11 protein-coding genes are annotated in these 19,752 nt (G+C 66.5%); 4 read left to right on the top strand and 7 right to left on the bottom strand.

Translation table 11 applies throughout. The annotated features are described in order from the left end of the window. The first annotated feature begins 257 nt into the window (after window positions 1-257). The gene (locus tag KF833_05635; GenBank protein ID MBX3744772.1) at window positions 258-1,721 is read left to right on the top strand and encodes a sulfatase-like hydrolase/transferase; all 1,464 of its coding nucleotides are present in this window, start codon (window positions 258-260) and stop codon (window positions 1,719-1,721) included. 24 nt (window positions 1,722-1,745) lie between these two features. Here the strand turns inward: KF833_05635 and KF833_05630 are convergent, their stop codons facing one another. Both KF833_05630 and KF833_05625 read right to left on the bottom strand, forming a co-directional pair. Then, complete coding sequence (locus tag KF833_05630; GenBank protein MBX3744771.1) at window positions 1,746-3,062, bottom strand: Gfo/Idh/MocA family oxidoreductase; 1,317 nt, start codon at window positions 3,060-3,062, stop codon at window positions 1,746-1,748. Window positions 3,063-3,322: 260 nt separating this feature from the next. After that, window positions 3,323-3,628, bottom strand: a complete 306-nt coding sequence (locus KF833_05625) for a winged helix-turn-helix transcriptional regulator (protein MBX3744770.1) — start codon at window positions 3,626-3,628, stop codon at window positions 3,323-3,325. 308 nt (window positions 3,629-3,936) lie between these two features. Between KF833_05625 and KF833_05620 the strand changes: the two genes are divergently transcribed. Together KF833_05620 and KF833_05615 are read left to right on the top strand one after the other, a co-directional pair. After that, window positions 3,937-5,448: a hypothetical protein gene (locus tag KF833_05620; GenBank protein MBX3744769.1), complete on the top strand. Its 1,512-nt coding sequence runs from the start codon at window positions 3,937-3,939 to the stop codon at window positions 5,446-5,448. A 21-nt stretch (window positions 5,449-5,469) separates the two neighbouring features. Next, window positions 5,470-6,315: a prepilin-type N-terminal cleavage/methylation domain-containing protein gene (locus KF833_05615; GenBank protein ID MBX3744768.1), complete on the top strand. Its 846-nt coding sequence runs from the start codon at window positions 5,470-5,472 to the stop codon at window positions 6,313-6,315. Between the two features lie 53 nt (window positions 6,316-6,368). Here KF833_05615 and KF833_05610 read toward each other — a convergent pair whose 3' ends face one another. After that, entirely contained in the window at window positions 6,369-7,334 is a 966-nt protein-coding gene (locus KF833_05610; protein MBX3744767.1) for a ketose-bisphosphate aldolase, read from the bottom strand. Between the two features lie 1,287 nt (window positions 7,335-8,621). On the opposite strand from KF833_05610, the gene smc reads away from it, so the two are divergent. After that, complete coding sequence (smc, locus tag KF833_05605; protein ID MBX3744766.1) at window positions 8,622-12,398, top strand: chromosome segregation protein SMC; 3,777 nt, start codon at window positions 8,622-8,624, stop codon at window positions 12,396-12,398. Between the two features lie 25 nt (window positions 12,399-12,423). On the opposite strand, the gene KF833_05600 is transcribed toward smc, so the two are convergent. The 4 genes from KF833_05600 to KF833_05585 form a co-directional block, all read right to left on the bottom strand. Beyond that, window positions 12,424-15,093, bottom strand: coding sequence for a beta-propeller fold lactonase family protein (locus KF833_05600; protein ID MBX3744765.1), 2,670 nt, complete (start codon window positions 15,091-15,093; stop codon window positions 12,424-12,426). A 143-nt stretch (window positions 15,094-15,236) separates the two neighbouring features. Further along, window positions 15,237-15,617 (bottom strand): hypothetical protein, encoded by a 381-nt coding sequence (locus KF833_05595; protein ID MBX3744764.1) that lies wholly within the window; start codon window positions 15,615-15,617, stop codon window positions 15,237-15,239. Continuing rightward, window positions 15,614-16,177, bottom strand: a complete 564-nt coding sequence (locus KF833_05590; protein MBX3744763.1) for a hypothetical protein — start codon at window positions 16,175-16,177, stop codon at window positions 15,614-15,616. Before KF833_05590 ends, KF833_05595 begins: the two co-directional genes overlap by 4 nt. 249 nt (window positions 16,178-16,426) lie before the next feature. After that, the gene (locus tag KF833_05585) at window positions 16,427-19,714 is read right to left on the bottom strand and encodes a serine/threonine protein kinase (protein MBX3744762.1); all 3,288 of its coding nucleotides are present in this window, start codon (window positions 19,712-19,714) and stop codon (window positions 16,427-16,429) included. Window positions 19,715-19,752 lie beyond the last annotated feature (38 nt).

Here is a 19,752-nt window from a genome sequence, read left to right as displayed (position 1 = left end):
GACGGGGTGGGAAGCGTCGCGGACCCAGCATCCCGGAGTAGTGGGTCGAGGCGCGAAATGCGCGACGCGTTGCCTCGGAGGGCCGGGTTCCACGAGGCCGCAACGGTGTGGAGCGTTGGGTCGAGGACTCGCGGAGCTCGTCCCTCCGATTCGCTCGATTCGCTGCCTCCTCACCCACAACTCCGGGATGCACCGCGCCACGGGGGGGCTCAGCCTTCGCGGTTTCCTTGCCCTCGGGAATGCGGGAGGGTGCGGCCATGTTCTCCCGTTTGCTGAATGGATGGATGGGGCTGCTCGCGGCCTTCGCCGTGGCGGAGGGCGTCCAGGCTGCGGATGGCTCGGAGACCCTTCCCCCGCGGCCCAACATCCTGTTCCTGCTGACCGACGATCAGAGCATCGATTCGATCCGGGCACTGGGGAATCTCGATGTGGACACGCCGAACCTGGACCGGCTGGCGGCCCGCGGCCTGACCTTCACCCACGCCTACAACATGGGGTCCTGGCACGCGGCGGTCTGCATGCCCAGCCGGGCGATGCTGCAAACAGGACGCTTCCTATGGGACCAGCGGCGGGTCGATGACGCGATGGAGGACGAACGCCGGGAAGGGCGTCTGTGGTCGGAGATCCTGAAAGCGGCCGGGTACCGGACCTATCTGACCGGCAAGTGGCATGTCCGTCTCGATGCCGCCTCAACCTTCGAGGAGACGGGCACGGTCCGGCCCGGCATGCCGGATGTCGTGCCCAACCGCCATCCGCACGCCTACGACCGGCCGCGCGAGGGTGTCCCGGATCCATGGGACCCGGCGAATCCGGCGGAAGGCGGATTTTGGTCCGGCGGGAGGCATTGGAGCGAGGTGCTGGCCGACGAGACGGTGGCGTTCCTGGAGGGGGTGGGCGGGGATGACCGGCCGTTCTTCGTGTATGCGGCGTTCAATGCGCCGCACGACCCGCGTCAGGCCCCGCCATCGTATCTGGACCGCTACCCGCCCGACCGCATCGCGCTGCCGGCGAACTTCCTGCCCGAGTATCCCTTCCGGGACGCCATCGGGAGCCCGCATTCGCTGCGGGACGAGTTTCTCGCTCCGATGCCGCGGACGGCGCATGCGGTGGCGGTGCATCGGCGGGAGTACTTCGCTCTGGTGACTCACCTCGACACGCAGATCGGCCGGATCCTCGATGCTCTCGAACGGTCCGGGCGGGCGGCGTCCACCTGGATCATCCTGACCTCGGACCATGGGCTGGCGGTGGGGCGGCACGGGTTGATGGGCAAACAGAACCTGTACGAACACAGCGTGCGGGTGCCGTTCATCGTGGCCGGTCCGGGGGTGCCGGCCGGCCGGCGCACGGACGAGCCCATCTATTACCAGGACGTCATGCCCACCACCCTTGAACTCGCCGGGGTGGCCATTCCCGGTCATGTCTCCTATCAAAGCCTGGTTCCGATCGTCCGCGGCGACGGACGTTCGAAGTACCGGTCGATCTACACCGCCTACACCGATTGCCAGCGGGCCGTCTCGATGGATGGCTGGAAACTGATGGTGTACCCGACCCTCCAGCGGGCCCGGCTGTACCATCTCACCGAGGATCCCGACGAACGCCGCGACCTGGCCGGGGACGCCCGGCACATCGGCCGCGTGCGGGAACTCTTCCGGGAACTGCGGCAATGGCAGGTGCGGACGGGGGACGAGACGGACCTTGGATTCGTTCCACCCGGGGAGTGACGGGGCCATCGGTGGCGGGAACCGCTACGTGAGCCTGGGCAGTTCGTAGCCGCTGCGGCGCGGGCGCGAGAGCAGGGCGTTCGCTTCGGCGTCGCCGGTGAACGTCTCGCTCACCGGGTCCCAGACGAGGCGGCGCTGGACCTTGCGGCAGATGTTCACCAGGTGGCACACGGTGGTGGCCCGGTGCCCCGTTTCGGCGTCGGCGGTCGGGGCTTTGCGGGAACGCATGCTGGCGAAGAAATCCTCGATGTGCGGGACGGACTCCATCGGGCCCTGCGGGGTGGGCGGCGGGGCGTCCTGACGGAGTTCGGGCGGATCGGAAGTGAAGTCGCCGCGGAGGATTTCGATGCGGCCGCGGTCGCCGACGAAGATGGCGCCGAGATCCTCCATGCCCCGGTTGGCTCCCTCCAGTTTGAGCAGGGTGCCGTTCGCGTAGCGCATGGTGATCTTGCAGCGGGGTCCCAAGGGCGGTTCGGGCCAGATCTCGACCGGACCGGTGTCGTCGGTGCCCAGCGCGCACTGGACCTGGTCGAGGCTGTGGGTGCCCCAACCGGTCACGCCCCACATCTGGCCGCCGCCGTCGTAATCCTCGATCTCACCCCACTTGAACTGGAGTTCCGTGTAGTAGGGGCGCAGCGGGGTCTGGTTGCACCACTCGTCCCAGTCCAGTCCCGCGGGCATGTCGTTGGGTTCATCCCAGGGGTTCCAGACCTTGGGGCCCTCGAAGTTGCAGGCGATGACGGTATGGACCTTGCCGATGGCGCCTTCGCGGACGAGGCGGCTGGCATGGCGGTTGATCGGCATCGAGCGCTGCTGGGAACCGGTCTGGACGATGCGCCCGTACCGGTGCGAGGCGGTCACCAGGGCGCGCCCCTCGGCCACCGTCAGGCTCTGCGGCTTCTCGGCATAGACATCGCAGCCCGCCTGCATGGCGTGGATGGAGATGAGGACGCGGGCGTGGGTGGTGGTTTCGACGAACACCGCGTCGAGACGTTCCTTTTCGAGCATCTCCCGGTAGGAACCGTACTTCCTCCAGCGATCGCCGCCTTCCACCTGGCGGGCCGCCTCGTCGAGGCGGGGCAGGTAGCAGTCCGCCACCGCCACCACCTCGGCCCCGGGCAAGGCCTCGTTCTTGAGGATCCATCGGGCACGTCCGCCGAGCCCGACAAAGCCCAACCGGATGCGGTCGTTGGCCCCGACCGTTCGCGGGCGGGTGGCGGCCCGGGCGAGCCCAGGATCGCGGGAGGCGAGCGCCAGTGCCCCTGCGGCCGCGGCCGAACGCCCAAGGAAGTGTCGTCGAGTCCAGTTGCCGTGCCGTTCCTGCCGGATGATTGCCTGCATGGTTGCGCCTCGTGCCTGCCGGTGCCGCCGTGAACTCGCGTCCGCACCGGAACTCCTGCCACGAGGGTGGCACGACCGGGGCGATCGCACGGATCGGAATGCATCCGTTCCGCCGGCGCCGGAGCCCGGAACGGATTCGACCGTGGCGGCCAGCATGCTTCCGACGGGCCGGCGTTGACTACACGGTTCTTGGCGGGAACAGACCGGATCCTGAGACAACTGCGGTGGGGTGAGGACGTGGCGGAGGTCCAGGCGGGAGGCTATTCCGGCATTTCGTCGATTCGGAACGTGCAGCAGCCGAGGTCCATGACCTTCAAGCCCGCGGAGGTCCGGATGCGGCACTCCTTGGCGACGCAGTAGATTCGCTCGCGTCCCGCCTTGCGATTGGAGACAAGGCCGGCCGAACGGAGGATCGAGAGGTGCCTGGAGACGTTGTACTGCGAGATGTCCAGGGCCGCGGCGAGCGCGCCGACGGTGCATTCGCCTTCGAGGAGGTGACGCAGGATGCGGATGCGGTTCCCGTCGCTGATGGCCTTCAGCGCGCCAAGGCAAGCGTCACCTTTCATGCGATGGGTCTAGCCGGTGGGGGCCCGACTGGGAAGCCGCGAGACGGCGCCGGGTGGGGGCCGGTGCATCCCGGAGTTGTGGGTGAGGAGGCAGCGAATCGGAGGGACGAACTCCGCGAGTCCTCCATCCATGGCACCCCTCCGCTGCGGCCTCGTGGAACCCGGCCCTCCGAAGCGATGCGTGGCGAAGTTCGCAGCTCTCCCCACAACTTCGGGATGCACGGGGTGGGGGCGGAGTGCCTTGACGATATGGCCATGGGCGGTCCGGCGCTTGATACGGGGTTTCATTCATGCAGGATTGCGCAGATATGCGTGAGTACAGCCTGTATCGTTGGATAGCCTCTGCGGGGTCCGTCCTCGCGACCGCGGCGTCCGTCTGCGCCCAGCCCCTGTTCGTCCCGAACGGATCCTTCGAGTCGCCCGGCACGTCATTTGTGGAGACGCGGATCGACGGCTGGCAGAAGACGGCGCGGCCCGTTGGGTACGACGAGAGCGGAGGGTTTGGCTGGGACCAGTTGACAGGCGTGTTCAGGAACCCGGAACCGGGCGAACCGGATCGGATCGGGAATCTCGACGGGGTGCAGGCGCTGTATCTGTTCGCGGTCCCGGCAGCGGGTTTGTTCCAGGACGCGGTTGGCGCGGGGGCGACGTTTGGGATTGGGAAATCCTACCATCTGACTGCGGGGATGCTTGGCGGCGGCGGCGGCATGGCCCCGGGCGCTTCCATCGAGATGAGCCTGTATTATCGCGGTGCCGACGGAGGCCAGGTGGTGGTGGCCGCGACGAACGTGGTCCACGATCCGTCCCGTTTCCCGAACCCGAAGCAGTTGGTGGACGTCGGGTTGCGGGTCCCGACGGTCCGTTCCACCGACGCCTGGAGTGGCCGGCCGATGGGGATCCGGTTCCTCTCGACGGTCGATCCGGGGCGCGCCGGGGGCTACTGGGAGATCGACCATGTCCGCCTCGTCGAAGGGATCGAAATCCCGAACGGTTCGTTTGAATCGCCAGTGACCGCGTTTGTGGACAACCGTGTGGACTCCTGGCAGAAGACCCCCCGACCATCCTGGTACGAGGAAGCAGGGGGATTCACGTGGGACCAGCTCAGCGGGGTGTTCAGGAACACCGAACCGGGACAGGACGACCACCTGGAGAATGCGGACGGGGACCAGGCCTTCTACCTTTTCGCGGTTCCATCGGTGGGTGTTTATCTGGATGAGACCTCGACTCACGAGACGGCGGAAGGTGCGGCAGCGGCGTTTGCCGGGAGATTTGAAGCGGGGCGGTCCTACGAGCTGACGCTCGGGGTGCAGGGGGGCGGGGGTGGCATGAAGGAGGGCGCGACGCTGGAATTGGGGGTGTACTACCGGGATGAGGAGGGAGCGCGGCAATGGATTGCCACGACCGTGGTCACCCACACCGCGGCCACGTTTCCGTCCCGGCAGCGGTTGACGGACTTCCGGGTGCGCACGGCGCCCGTGAGGTCCACGGATGCCTGGGCTGGCAGGGGGATCGGGCTCCAGGTGCTGTCCACAGTGAGTTCGGAGCTGGCGGGAGGGTACTGGAACCTCGACCATGCGCGGATGGAGGTGCATGGGGAACCCGGGCTGCGCAGTCCGCGCATCGTGGACGGGCGATTGGGGTTCGTGCTCCAAAGCGATCCCGGTCTGGTGTTCGAAGTGTTGAGGGCGAATGACGTGGTTGCACCTGTCGGGGAGTGGACGACGGTGGGGTCGATCACCAACGACACGGGCTGGGTTGAGTTCTCCGATCCGATCGGGAGTGAAGGACGACAGTTTTACCGGGTACGCCAGCATCCCTGAACCCCTGTGACCCTCCCTGGAATCACCGGATGCGGACGCTTCCAAGCGCGGGGCGGGTGGAGGCGGGGCCGGGGTGTTGAAAGGGCCGGGGCGGGGTGGGGGAGGAGCGGGTTCACCCTGGGGGAATTGCTGGTGGTGACCGTCATTCTGGCGATTCTCGCCTCGTTGCTTCTTCCGGCGCTGGCGTCGGTGAAGGCTCGCGGGAAACGGGCCGTGTGTCTGAGCCATCTCCGGCAGATCGGAGTGGCCATCCATCTATACGCCGACGATCATCGGGGGCGCATTCCGTTCGGCCCTGTGGCGCCGGCATTCACCAGTCCGGCCAGCTTCTACCCATCCACGGGGGCGCCGACGAGCCTGCTCTCCCTGCGGGACGGGCAGCCCGTGGGCCTTGGCTTGCTGCTCGGCTCCGGGCTTTCCCGGGAACCTCGGATCCTGTTTTGCCCGGGAAACGATCAGACCGTCGATTCGGCCACCGAACTGGCGAAGGTCGGGGAGACCCAGGCCCAGGGGAGCTACTACTACCGTCACGGAGGAAACACGGCGTTGTTCGACCCGGCCGGGGAGCCGTTCCGATCCGATCACCTCCGGCTGGATTCGCTGGGTCACAATCGTGACGGGCACCCCATCCAGGCGCTGGTGATGGATTCGCAGTTTCTCTGCCCGCCCGAGCTGGAGGCGTTCAATGTGCGGCCGCGCACGCATCATCGGCGGCGGGACCAGGGCATCCTGTTTGCGGATGGGAGCGGGCGTTCGGTGGCGAACCGCGGGGAACGGTTCACGATCGACCTGCGGGATTACTCCGAGCTGCGAGGCGCCTTCGACCGGATTCTAGGGGCCTTCGAGCGTGCGGATCGCGAGCCGTGAGGCGACAGGCCATCCGCCGTGTTCATGGCGGTGACGGGCGCACTGGGAACGGATCAATCGAAGCCGTGGCCGGCGCAGCAGAGGACATTGCGGAGCTTGTGGCGCACCAGTTCCTTGACGAGTTTGCGGGCGGGCCCGAGGTACTTGCGGGGATCGAACTCCTTGGGGTTTTCGGCCAGCGCCTTGCGGATGCCGGCGGTCATGGCGAGGCGGAGGTCGGTATCGATGTTGACCTTGGTGCAGCCGGTGCGCCGGGCGATTTCGATGTCCGACTCGGGCACGCCGGCGGTGTCGTCGCCCATCTGCCCGCCGAAGCGGTTGATTTCGGTCACCAGCTCCTTGGGGACGCTGGAGGCGCCGTGGAGGACCAGGGGATAATCCCCGAGCCCGGCGTCGAGGAGGGCCTTCTTGATGGACTTGAGGCGTTCGATGTCGAGGTGCTGTTCGCCCTTGAATTTGTAGGCGCCGTGGCTGTTGCCGATGGCGACCGCGAGGGAATCCACGCCGGATTCCTTGACGAACTTCACGGCTTCCTCGGGATGGGTATAGTGGCCGCCTACGCTGTACCCGCCGCCCTCCTCGCCCTCATCGAACTGGGCGCCGACCAGTTGTCCGAGTTCGCCTTCGACCACGGCGCCATGCTTGTGGGCGTACTCGACGACCTTGCGGCAGATGGCGACGTTCTTCTCGAACGGTTCGTGGGAGGCGTCGATCATCACGCTGGTGAAGCCCTCGTCGATGCACTCCTTGCACAGCTCGAAAGTGTCACCGTGGTCCAGGTGGACGGCGATGGGGATGGTGGCGACGCTGACGGAGGCCTCGATGAGTTTGCGCAGGTACACCGGGTTGGCGTAGGAGCGCGCGCCACGGGAGATCTGGAGAATCACCGGAGCCTTTTCCTCCTCGCAGGCCTCGATGATGGCTTGCACGAGCTCCATGTTGTTCACGTTGAAGGCGCCGACGGCGTACTTGCCTTTCAGTGCCTTGGCAAAGAGCTCCTTGGTGGTCGTCAGTGGCATAAATTCGGCTTTGGGGGTTCGACGGGCGCACGGCGGTCTGCCACCGCGCCCGGGGAGGTATAGCGAGCGGCGGCGGCGTCCGAAACGAGAAAAACAGGTTCGCGAGGCGACCCTGGCGTTCCGAAGGGCTGGTTGAAGCGGGGTGGAACCTCCCGCCACGGGAACCACGAGGAGGGGAGAAACGGTCTCGGCAGGCTCTTAGCCGCGGGTCTGCTGGGAGTACGCCTTCAGGACAGATGTTGTTGACTGTGAAGTCTTACAGAGCCAGGCGCCGTCCACGACTTCATCGGCGGTTGGATGGCGTCACGTCCCCCTGACCAACTGAAGCCGGGCCACGGATCGGCGCCGCGAGATCCTCGCGTCCGGCTCCTCAAAAAACACAAGCACAATACCCCTAAACAATAAGTCAGACACACTATTATTGACTCCAAAACATAACATGCCCGACACACTGTTGTTGACGTTGGAGTCAAAACTTGAGCCATGCTTATTACTATTGACTTCTTGGTAACCGGGTCATCCACGGAAGCCCGGAGGGCAGCCCCGGAGGGGTCGGGGAAGATCAAGTTAAGCAGCCTGCCTTGTTATTTGCCGCGACCGCCAAGCTCACCGGACCACTCGTGCGCCGAGCCGTTCCCCCTTCGTGTTGAGCCGAGAGGGGCGCGGGGTGCGGGGTGGCGGAGGGGGGGCGGGTAAGATCCAGAGCAGGAGCAAGTGCGGGAGCAGGAGCGGGAGCAAGGAGAGCCACTGGCGTCAGAACCGCCTACTCTCGTTGGTTCCGCGGATCGGATACCCTTCTCCACCGGATCGACGAGTTCGCAGCGTCCTTCGGCCCAGCCACAAGAGCCCGGCTCCGAATGCGCCAAGACTCCCCAGTCCCGGCTCTGGAACGACTACGATTGGAAAGGCCGCCATTCCTTGCAGCGGAGCGGGCAGACTCGGGGGTGTTCCAGCCCCGCCGGTTGTCACCGTCACCACCGGAAGGACGGTTCCCTGTCCGAGCACTGCGGAGGACGACAAAGCGAGCGCGAGGAACCCTGCCGGCACCTGGATGGAGATCATGCCCGGCAGGCTCAGCCCGGACCCGCGCTCCGTCAATGCAGCCTTGATCCTAGAGGCCCTTCACCCACGACCGCACACCGCTTCCCCAAGGGTGGGAGCGAAGGGGGCCATGAAAGTTATTCACCGGCCGGGCGCAAGGGATTGTGGACTGTGAATAACTCGACACTAGGGGCTGCGGGTTTGCTTTTGACACGGGGGGCGCCTTCGGGTTCCGTGGGCACCGTCATGTATCTCAAGAACCTGACCGTCTTGGGGTTCAAATCGTTTGCCGTCCGGACTTCGCTGAACTTCCAGCGGGGGATCACGGCAATCGTGGGGCCTAACGGGTGCGGAAAGTCGAACGTGGCGGACGCGATCCGTTGGGTGCTGGGCGAGCAGTCGGCGAAGGCGCTGCGGGGCGGGGAGATGGCCGACGTGATCTTCAACGGGACGGATTCCCGGAAGCAGTTGGGCTTGGCGGAGGTGTCGTTGACGCTGGGCGATGTCGATACGGAGCAGGTGCGGGCGGCGGGGGTGCCGATCGACTACGGGGAGGTGACGTTGACGCGGCGGGTGTTCCGGGACGGGGGGAGCGAGTATTTCCTGAACAAGACGGCCTGCCGGTTGAAGGACATCCAGCAGTTGTTCGCGGGGACGGGGATGGGCAAGACGAGCTACTCGATCATGGCCCAGGGGAACATCACGCAGCTGCTGAGCAGTCGTCCGGAGGATCGGCGCCTGGTGTTCGAAGAGGCCGCGGGCATCACGCGGTTCAAGAGCCAGAAGCGGGAGGCATTGCGGAAGCTGGAGCAGACGGAGCAGAACCTGCTGCGGGTGGCGGATCTGATCCGCGAGGTGAAGCGGCAGATCGGGTCGTTGCAGCGACAGGCAGGGAAGGCACGCCGGTACAAGCAACTGATGACTGATCTTCAGCATCTCGAGACCCAGCTTGCCCGGCACCAGTACGATGTGGCGGCGCACGAGATCCGCGAACGCGAGGCGGCTTCGGAGGCGGCGAGAGCTGGGCTGGAGGAGGCGTCGGCGGAGGTGTTGCGGGTTGAGGACGAGCTGCTGCAGTTGCGGGAGAGGCTGGGGGAACTGGACCGGGAGATTGCGGCGAACCAGCAGCGGGCCACGGAGCTGGCGGGGCAGGCGGACCGGGAGGAGAGCCGGATCCAGTTTCACGAGGAGCGGCTGCGGGAGTGGGACCGCCAGAACGCGCAGGCCGCGGCGGACATCGCGCAGGCGGAGGAGCGGAAGCGGGCGGCGGAGGACGAGATGGCGGCGGTGACGGAGCGGGTGGCGGACACGGAAGCGCGGCTGGCGGGGTTGCGGTCGGAGCTGGAGACGCGACGGGCGGCGCTGGCCGAGGTGGAACGGGACCTGGTGGCGAAGCAACTGGCGGTCCGGCAGGCGCAGGGCGAGGCGTTCGGGATGGCGCAGGAGCTGAGCCGGGTTCGCAATGAACTCACCGCGCTCGACCTGCGCAAGCAGGCGCACACGGTGCGGTTGGAGAAGCTTTCGGCGGAGAAGGTGCAGGTGGAGGAGGAACGGGTGCGCCTCGAACAACGGCTGGAGGAGTTCGCGGCCAGCGTCGAGGCGGAGAAGGCGGGGGTCCTGGCGCAGCGTGGCACCGTCGAGGAACGGCAGGCGCGCCTGAGGGAATTGCAGCAGGCCCTTCAGCAGGCGGGTCAGACGCTCGACGGCCTGACCCGGCGCCAGGCGGAATCGCGGTCCCGGCTTCAGGTGCTCGAGCAGTTGGAGACCAGTCACGAGGGTTTCGGAAGCGGTGCCCTGGCGGCCTTGCAGGCGACGGGTGTGCTGGGATCCCTGGCGGACCATATCCGGGTGCCGGACGGGCGGCACATTATGGCGGTGGAGACCGCCCTGGGACACCACCTGCAACTGGTGCTGACCGAACGGCCGGAGGCGGCGCAGGGGATCCTCTCGGATCTGGCGGCGGGCAGGAAGGGGCGGGCCAGTCTGGCGGCGCTCGACTGGGGTTTGGGGACGGAAGACGGACCGGCGGCGGGGCCTTCGGCCGGGGCCGGCGAAGGGGCGGGCATTCCGGAGGGATTCCGGCGGCTACTCGAGGTGATCGAATCGGATGCGGCGATCCGGCCGGTGCTTGACGGGCTGCTGGGGGCGACGTTTCTGGCGCCCGATCTGGGAGCCGCGGTTGCCGCCCGGCGCGGCTGGGGGGCGGGGTGCGATTTCGTGACCGGGACGGGCGAGGTGCTGTCGCGTCAGGGCGTGTTCACGGGCGGGGCGGGGAATGGGAACGGGAAGCCGGCCTCGTCAATTCTGGCGCGGAAGAACCAGATTGCCGAGCTGCGGGGGGTGGTGGCGGAGTTGCAGGAGGCGTTGAACGAGGCGGGGCGGCAGCGGGGGGCGTTGCAGGCGGAGCAGACCGAATTACAGGCGGGTCTGCAGCAGGCGCAGACCGAACTGCGGGCGCAGGAGGTGGCGGTGGCCACCCACGAGGGGGAATTCAAGGCGTTGGAACAGTCGCGCCGGGTGCTCCACCAGCGGATCGACACGGTGGTGTACGAGATCGAGAGCCTGGCGGAACAGGATCGCGAGGGCCGCGAACAACGCGAGGCGCTGGCGCGGCGTTTGGCAGAGACGGAGGAGGCCGAGCGCGGGGCGCAGGAGCGGTTGACCGTATTGAACGGCGAGGTTGAGGCGCTGCGACTGCGGAGGGACGAGGCGACGGCGGCATTGACCGAGACCAAGGTGGCGTGCGCGGGCGAGGAACAGGCGTTGGCCGGGTTGACGCGGCAGAAGGGGCCGTTGTCCCAGCGCATCGAGGAACTGGGGGCACTGGTCGAGCAGCGGCGCGGGGAGTGCGCGGGCTATCTCGAACGGAAGGCGAAGAGCGAGGGGGAGATCGTCGAGGCCCGCGCCGTCATCGAGCGGTTGCGGCACGAGCGGGGGCTGGCCAACGAGCGGATCGCCGAACTCAACGGACAGCGGGGCGAGATGGATGGCGAGGTGCGGGAACGCGAAGGGGTGCTCCGGGACCAGCGGGCGCGTCACGCCGACCTGCAGGCGCGCCGGGGTCAGTTGGAGATCGAACTCGCGCAGCGGCGGATGGCGATGGAGAACCTGGTCAGCCGGATCTGGGAGAAGTACCAGGTGCGGCTCGAGGAGGTCCGCAGCGAATGCATCACCATCACGGTGGCTGACGAAGGGCCGCCGAGGGTGCATGTGGTGACGCCGGAGGAGATGGCGGCGAGCGGGGCGGCGACGGACTGGGAGGCGGTGGCGGGGCAGGTGGGGGCGATGCAGCGGCGGGTGGACGAGATGGGTCCGGTGAACCTGGTGGCCATCGAGGAGTACGAGGAGGCCGAGCAGCGCCACACGTTTCTCAGCGGGCAGCACGACGACCTGGCGCGGGCCAAGGAGCAGTTGCTGGAGGTGATCCAGCGGATCAACACGGAGACGCGGGCCATGTTCGCCGAGACCTTCGAGAAGATCCGGGAGAATTTCCGGACCCTGTTCGTCGAGATCTTCGGAGGGGGGCACGCCGATCTGCAACTGGCGGATGCGGAGGACGTGCTGGAGAGCGGCATCGAGATCATGGCGCGGCCGCCGGGGAAACAGTTGCGGGGCATCTCGCTGCTGTCGGGTGGCGAGCAGACGATGACGGCGGTGGCGCTGCTGTTCGCGATCTACCAGGTGAAGCCGTCGCCGTTTGCGGTGCTGGACGAGCTGGACGCGCCGCTGGACGAATCGAACATCAACCGGTTCGTGCGGATTCTGCAGCGCTTCCTTGAGCGGTCGCAGTTCATCATCATCACCCACAACAAGCGGACCATCGGGATGGCCGATGTGTTGTACGGGGTGACCATGCAGGAGCAGGGGGTGAGCCGGATCGTGAGTGTGAAGTTCCACAAGGCGGAGGACGCCGTGGAGCACGCGGCCCCGCTGGTGCCTCCCGCCGAGGGACCTCAGGTCGAGACCGAGGAGGATGCGCCACGCGCCAAGGAAGACACCCTCGAGGTGGTGATGGCGAAGTGAGATCCGGCCGGCGGGCTGGCGCGGATCAGTCGTGGCGGATTCGATAGAAGCGGGCGGGTCCGCGATCGGCGAGGGAGTCGGAGAAGGTCGCGGCACCTTCCTGGGAGACAATGCCGGTGGCGAGCGGCGTCCAGCTTCCCGGCTCCAGGGAATTCGAGGAATCGACGGCGTAGGCGCGATCCGCCTCGGCATCCCACGACAGGTGGATCGCATCGCCCGTGGACCGGAATCGGACGACAAGCGGGATGCGCGGCGGGACCCCGTCGGGAATTCCGTCGAGATTGCGGTCGATTGCCATACGCCATCCCGAGCCAACGGGAACCCCCATGAGGGTCACCGTGGCTCCTTCGCGAATGCGCTCCTCGACCCAGTGCCGGCTGCGGAACGGATCCCCTTCCCCATCGGAACGGTAACTGCCGGAGGTCGCACGATCGAAGAGCAGGGCTCCGAAATCGGATTTGGCGATGAGATCGATGCGGCTGGATTGGACCTGCTGTTCGAGCGTGTCCCACTGGCTGATGACTGCGGGGGAGGAGAGGTTTTCCCGGGTGAGGGTCAGGTCATGGCCCACGGCCGGCGGGGTTCCCGTGTCGAATGCGAGCAGGAAGGCGGCGAGATTGCGGATGATCGTTTCGTCGTTCCGGATGGTTTCGAAGCGCGGGACGGACAGGGCCTGGGCAATTCCGGCCCTGGATCCGTCGTGTTCGAGGCCGAAGCCGGACAGGCTCATGGCACCGGGGGTGTTATCGAAGTCGAGCCGTTGATAAAGGTTGCGGAGATGCGGGATCTTCATGGGCTGAACAATATCCATCCCATCGTGCTGTGTGATGCGGAAGCCGGGCAGGGCCAGACCTGTCGGCTGGGCATGGCAGCTCACGCATCGGACCGGCCCGAACCCCGGGACCAGGAAGTCCGTGTTGCGAAAGAAGTCCTGGCCTGCCCGCGGATCGCCGCCAGCGAGGGAGACCGGCAGCGAGTTGTCGAGATTCCGGTTGGGGTTGGGTTGAAAGGCGATGGTCTCGACGAAGTCCTTGAAGGCCCGCATGTCTTCGTCGCCCAGCGGCTCGGCTCCCATGAGTGAGTCGAAGGCGGGGTTGAAGTCGAGAAGCGAGGCCCGGTCCCCGCGCCAGTGCAGCGGTTCCATTCCTTTCAGCCCGCGCAGGGTCTGGGTCGTCATCGGCCCCTTCATGGGATGCGCAGGATGAGTGCTGGTGGGGAACACCCCCCTGAAGACCGTCAGCCGTTGCAGTTCGCCGTCCGGGTTCCCGAGATTCCAGGCAAGGTGATCCATCTCCCCATCCACGTGGCAGCTTGCGCAGGACAGAGTGCCATTGCCCGAGAGCCGGGCGTCGTACAGAAAGCCGCGCCCCACGCGGATGGTCTCGGGAGTCGGGTCATGGGAACCCGTTGGGAACTCGCCGACGACCGAGCGGGTGCCGGTGTCGATCACGGAAATCGTATTGGCGATGCGGTTCATGACATAGAGCCGGGAACCGTCCGGGTGCAGAGCCAGGCCGCGCGGGCCGCGTTTGTTCCGCGGATCGGGAGTGGCGCCTTTGACCTCCCCGACCTCGATCCGGTCGAGGATCGTCCCGTGTGTATCGACCCTGGCCACACGGTCGGTCCCGAACGCGGCGACGTAGAAATGGTCTCCGGACGGATGGAAGACCACGGAGGTGGGCTGGGCGAGCGCGGTGGCCCTGGCTTCGAGGTTCGGCATCACGCCGTAATCGATGTCCGGGTTCAGGTCGAACGGGGTCGCCGCTCCGGTCGTGAGGTCCACGCGGGTGACTCGATTGAGATGAGTGTACCCGCGAAGCGCCGGCTCGAAGAAGACCCGGTTGCGCGCGTCGGTGTTGGCCACCCAAAGCTGGCCGCCTCCCGGATGGACGCCCAGGCCCAGGTTCACCGTTCCGAGCCGGCTGAAGTAGCGGGTCACCGTGAGGGAATCCGCGTCGATCTCGGCCACGTCGTTGTCCGGCAGCGTGTACCGGATCTCATCCGCCCAGGCCGGATCCTCCGCATCCACGATCAACGCCACCTTCGGCGGCGCGTCCGGAATGCGGGTCGGGCCAGGTTGATCGGGCGCCTCCTCCCGCGGGATGATCGTCGTGCGGTTCCCCGACAACGCGAATGCCACATAGACCCTGCTGCCGTCCGGGCTGACGGCCAGCGCGCGCGGGTTGAGGCCGAGGAGGGGAATCCGATCGAGTTCCTCCCGTGTCCCGGCATCGAACACGGCGAGCGCGTGGCTCCGGCCAACCGACACGAAGGCCCGGCCGCGCGCGAAGACGACGTCCATCGGCTCGTCCCTGACGCGGAGAGTGGCGACGACCATGCCACGTGAGACCGACACGACACTGACGCTGTCGGACACCTCGTTGACGACCCAGACCTCGTCGTTCGATCGCGGATGGACCGAAACCGGTTCGATGCCGACAGGAATTTCGGCGATCAGCCTGGGTGTGGCCGGATGGGTGAGATCGAACACCGAGACCCGCGCGTCCGGGGTGTTGACGGCGAACAACCGGGTGCCGTCGGCGGACAGACGGATGGGATTGGTCTGTTTGCCCTCGAAATTGACGAATTCCTGCGCTGGGGCGGCGAGGGCCAGGAAGCCGAGGGCGGTGAACAGGCGGAAACCCTGGAGCGGCGGGATCGGGCGGCGGGCGGGAGGGAAATCAATCGATTTCATAAGCGTCTCGATTCTCCCCCTGCTACAGGATCGGGCGAAGAAGGTTACAGCCCGCGGATTCCCACTTGGGCTTTCCCGAGGCTCGCCCTCATAGGGACGAGGATGGTCGGACCGGAGCAACGTGTTGAGCCGGTCCTCTGACACTAGGCTCGCGCGAGCGCGTTTTCGCTGACGAACAGATTTCGGGCGCGGAAGGCAGGAGGACTTTCCAGGAGCAAAACGGCGCGGAGCGCCGCCAAAGGCGATGCAAACCACGGGCGATGCAGCATGCGGGAGTCGTCGGCGGTCCATGCCGGAACGGAAAGTTGCCAGACGCGCGCAAGCTCTTCGGCAGTCGCAGCCAGATAAGCGTCCTGCACGCGGCCGGAATCGCCGCATGGTTGCGTTAGCCGCGGCGGAGTGTCGGCCAGCGCCCGGGCATCCGGCGCGGCGTAGAATTCGTCGAGGAAATTGGCCAGGCAGCGGTCAAAGGATTCGCCGTTGAGGGTGAGTTGCGCGACTTCGGCCAGTGTTTTGGGTCTCATATTTTCCCTTCTTCGAAGAGGCCCTCGACCAGGTATTGTGTCTTTACCGGGATGCGGTTGGCCGGATAGTATTGGCCGACCAAATCCAAAGATTCCTTCGCGGAGTTCAACTTCAGCCGGCGAATCAGAAACACGATATCCGCAATATCCGAGGGTTCATCCTTCGCGCCGCCGATGCGTGCTGCCATGCATTTCATGGCCAGCAGATATTCGGGAACGGGCATGGTCAGACGCAAGTGGGGGAACTGCGGGAGGTTGCCTGTTGTCGTCTCGTGGCGCGCGGAGATGAAACCTTTGACGCCATCGTTCAACCAGCCCGCGGGCAATTGTTGATCCTCCCCGACGCGGCGTGCGGCTTCGCGGATGACTTGAGCGGGTTGAAACAGCGCATCCACATCCTTCGTTGAAAGACGGGCGGTGAAGGCCAGCACCATGACCGTGCCGCCGAACAGACAGATCTCGCCGGTGACGTGCTGTTGTCCGAGGTGATCGGACAGGGCGCTCAAGGCGGCGAGAATCTGGTCCCGCGTCAAAGCTGACTTTTCATCCCGCCCGTTCATCACAGGCGAAAGCATCCCAAACCAGGCAGCGCTTTTCCACCTTCGCTTTCACCCGTGCATCCCCAAGTTGTCGGTAACGAGCCAGCGAATCGGAGGGACGAGCTCCGCGAGTCCTCAACCCAACGCTCCACACCGTTGCGGCCTCGTGGAACCCGGCCCTCCGAAGCGCCGTTTGGCGGAGTTCGCACCTCTACCCACCATTCCGGGATGCGCGGCGCCGCTGCCAGGCCGGTCGCTCAAGCTGGAGATTCAGTCAGGGTTGGGCTGGGCAGAGGTTTGCTCGAAGGGGACGGCGCGGAAGAGTTGGACACCCCGTTCGCGACCTGCCAGGGCGAGGGTGTTGCCGTCGGGGGAAAAGGCGGCGGAAGCAAGCAGGTTCTGCCGGGAGGAGAGGTCTCCCGCATCCAGCATGGCGGGCAGATGCCAGATCCTGGCTGTGCCGCCGAACGACGTCGCCACGAGGTTGATCTCATCAGGTGAGAACGCCAGGCCGCTGATCGGTCCCAGGTGGCCGGAGAGGACTGGCAGGTTCCGGGGCGATGGGAGGTCATCGAGGTTCCAGAGGAGGACGATGCCGTCGCCGTCGCCGGAAGCCAGGGTTTGGCCGTTGCGGGAGAAGGCCAGGGCACTCACGGGGGCGGCGTGGTCGGGGAGGGTGGCGACGGGTTGCGCTGTTTCATAATTCCACAGAGTGACCGGCTGCGAATCCGCCAGACGGGTCCATCCGCCGTAGGCCAGGACCCCGCCCCGCGGCGAGAATGCGAGGATGTAAACCAGCTCCCGGGTTTCGAGCCCCCCGGTCTGGCGCCCGGTCCGCGCATCCCAGAGCCGGAGTGTGCGGTCGTCGCCGGCGGTGCCCAGGGTTTTCGAATCCTGTGCGAAGGCGACACAGAGCACCGTGCCGGTGTCGTGGGTCAAACGGTGCCGGAGTTGCCGGGTCTCGAAATCCCACACGAGGACGGTGCGATCGCCCCGGCCCATGGCCAGGAGCCGGCCGTCCGGCGAAAGGGCCAGGGGCCGGTAGTGCGGCGTGTAGGGTTCAGCGGGCGGGGCCGTGTCGTCGGGATCCTCCAGAGTTCCGAGCCATTCCTCGCTGACGGGATCGAAGAGCTTCACCTTGCCGCCGTCGGCTGCCACCGCCAGCGTCCGTCCGTCCGGGGAGAACCGCGCCTGCCACGCGCCGGTTGGCAGCGCGGTTTCGAGGGGCGAAGCGGGGCTGACATCGGTGTTCCAGAGTTTGATGGCACCGTCGCGGCCGCCGCTCGCCAGCAGCCGACCGTCGGGGGAGAAGGCGAGGGCGATGCCCTGCCCTTCGGGGTGTCCCTTGAAGCCGGCCCGTTCGCGCTCCGGCTCGGCGAGACTCCAGAGCGCGACGACGGATTCGTAGCTCGAGGAGGCGAGCAGGGTCGAGTCGGGGGAGAAACGGAGTTCGAACATGGGGGGGTGGTGCGGCCCGCGGAGAGTGTGAAGCCGTTGCTGCGAGGCCAGCCCCCAGATCTCTATCCCGGGACTGCTGATGAAACCCGCGGCCAGAAGCGTGCCGTCGGGGGACAGTGCCAGGCAGCGCGCGTGATCGGTCAGGACCAGCCGGACCTCCGAGGTCAGGTCCGGGACGGAAAGCAGCCGCACCGATTTGTCATGCAGGGCGATGGCCAGCGTTGAACCGTCCGCCGAAAAAAGGAGCCTGTTATCGAGCATGTAAGGGCTGTGAAAGGCGATCCCGGCCAGCTCACTGACCTGCCGGCCGGTGGCAACCTCCCAAACCCGGAGCACCCGCGGCTGCGCCCGGTCCACCGCCGCCGCCCAGCGGCCATCCGGGGAGAGCCGCAATGGCCACATGCCTCGGAGTCGGCCGTCGAGGATCTCGACCGCCCGGGCCGTGGTGGTGTCCCAAAGCATGAGCCGTCCATCATTGCGGTCGAACGCCAGGGTCCGGTTGTCATCGAGGAAGAAGAGGGAACCCATCCACGAAGTCTGACCTCCCAGGGTGGCGACCGGCCCAAGCGAACCGACATCCCAAACCCGGATGACGCCATCGCGGTCTCCAGCGGCGGCGACCCGCGTTCCGTCGGGGGAGAAGGCGACTTTGCAGATGTATTCCTGGTGACTCTGGAGGGTGGCCTGCTCCTGATGACAAAGCCACCAGAGCTGCCGCCATTCGAAGCCGCGAAGCTGTTCGAGACCGCTGTCGGGACCGTATTTCCGGAGCAGGGCCAGCACGTCTCCGGTTCGCGCGTCGTTCCATGCCTGCCGGGCAGCCTTCATCTCCACCGCGTAGAGGGTCCTTTGCATGACGTCGGCCTTCTGTTGCAGCAGGTCACCGCGAATCTCGGCCCGGCGCCACTGCCAGAACACTCCGCCCATGGCCAGCCCGAGCACGGACGCCATGGCGGCGGAGAATGCGGCGACCAGCGGCCTGCGACGGACCCACTTTCGCAGCCGGACAGCCATGCCTGCCGGGCGGGCCAGGACCGGCTCGTGGCGCAGCCAGCGGTCCAGGTCATCCGCCAGCGCCTCGGCCGATCCATACCGGTCCCGGGGTTCCTTCTCGAGGCACTTGAGGCAGATCGTCTCGAGATCGGGGTCCACCGCCGGCCGGATCGAGCGAGGTGATGGAACGCTGCGCTCGACCACCTGGCGCAGGGTCTCCATCGGGGTGGGTCCGCGAAACGGAACCCGTCCTGCAAGCAATTCGTAAAGGATCGCACCCACGCTGTAGATGTCGGCGGAGGTCGTGAGCTGCCTGGATTGGCCGGCCGCCTGTTCGGGAGCCATGTAACTGGCGGTGCCCAGAACCGCCTCGGTCAGGGTCAGGTCACTCGCCTTCTCTGCGATTCTGGCCAGTCCGAAGTCACTGACGAACGGCTCGCCCTGCTGGTCGATGAGAATGTTGGCCGGCTTCAGATCCCGGTGCAGGATGCCCTGCTGGTGGGCGCAATGGATGGCGCGGGCGACCTTGGCCACCAGCACCGCCGCCTCCGCGGGCCGGCAGACAGAGGGAGGGTCGGGCGACGAAGCCGGCGCCCCATGTCCCATGCTCCGCCCGGAACCGGTGGCCAGACGTGCAGCCAGCGTCGAGCCCTCGATCAGCTTCATCGTGTAGTAGTGCTGGCCTTCGTGCGCCCCGATCTCATAGACCGGAACGATGTGCGGGTGATCCAGTCGCGCCGCCGCCTCGGCTTCGGTGTGGAATCGCTCGATGAATCCTTGAGAGGCGGATCGGCCTGGCAGGACCATCTTGAGGGCGACCACCCTGTTCAAACTTCGGTGTCGCGCCTTGAAGACGATCCCCATGCCGCCACGCGCGATTTCCTCGATCAATTCATAGTCCCCAAACGAGGAGCGTTGCGTGCCGTCCCACGGCAACGGCGGCCCCATCCGGTCGGTCGTTGTCGCGCCCGAGCGGGATGGCAGGGTCCCTTCCGGTGGGCTGGAAGGCATCAGGCCGTCCTGAAGCAGGCACATGGCGCAGAGATCCCCGGCGGCGAACCCGTTGATTGCATTGCCGCATCGGGCACAGGCCTGCTTCTTGTTCATGACCCACCCTTCGCTTCGGTGCGTTGCATTACGACGGA

Source organism: Verrucomicrobiia bacterium (genome assembly GCA_019634625.1).
Taxonomy (GTDB): Bacteria; Verrucomicrobiota; Verrucomicrobiia; order Limisphaerales; family CAIMTB01; genus CAIMTB01.
This window is presented reverse-complemented; position numbering and strand designations above follow the sequence as displayed.

Excerpts from the sequence above, each read along its gene's own strand:
- smc (MBX3744766.1), top strand. The coding sequence starts at position 8,622 with ATGTATCTCAAGAACCTGACCGTCTTGGGGTTCAAATCGTTTGCCGTC.
- KF833_05610 (MBX3744767.1), bottom strand. The coding sequence starts at position 7,334 with ATGCCACTGACGACCACCAAGGAGCTCTTTGCCAAGGCACTGAAAGGC.
- KF833_05625 (MBX3744770.1), bottom strand. The coding sequence starts at position 3,628 with ATGAAAGGTGACGCTTGCCTTGGCGCGCTGAAGGCCATCAGCGACGGG.
- KF833_05600 (MBX3744765.1), bottom strand. The coding sequence starts at position 15,093 with ATGAAATCGATTGATTTCCCTCCCGCCCGCCGCCCGATCCCGCCGCTC.
- KF833_05590 (MBX3744763.1), bottom strand. The coding sequence starts at position 16,177 with ATGAACGGGCGGGATGAAAAGTCAGCTTTGACGCGGGACCAGATTCTC.
- KF833_05620 (MBX3744769.1), top strand. The coding sequence starts at position 3,937 with ATGCGTGAGTACAGCCTGTATCGTTGGATAGCCTCTGCGGGGTCCGTC.
- KF833_05630 (MBX3744771.1), bottom strand. The coding sequence starts at position 3,062 with ATGCAGGCAATCATCCGGCAGGAACGGCACGGCAACTGGACTCGACGA.
- KF833_05595 (MBX3744764.1), bottom strand. The coding sequence starts at position 15,617 with ATGAGACCCAAAACACTGGCCGAAGTCGCGCAACTCACCCTCAACGGC.
- KF833_05635 (MBX3744772.1), top strand. The coding sequence starts at position 258 with ATGTTCTCCCGTTTGCTGAATGGATGGATGGGGCTGCTCGCGGCCTTC.
- KF833_05585 (MBX3744762.1), bottom strand. The coding sequence starts at position 19,714 with ATGAACAAGAAGCAGGCCTGTGCCCGATGCGGCAATGCAATCAACGGG.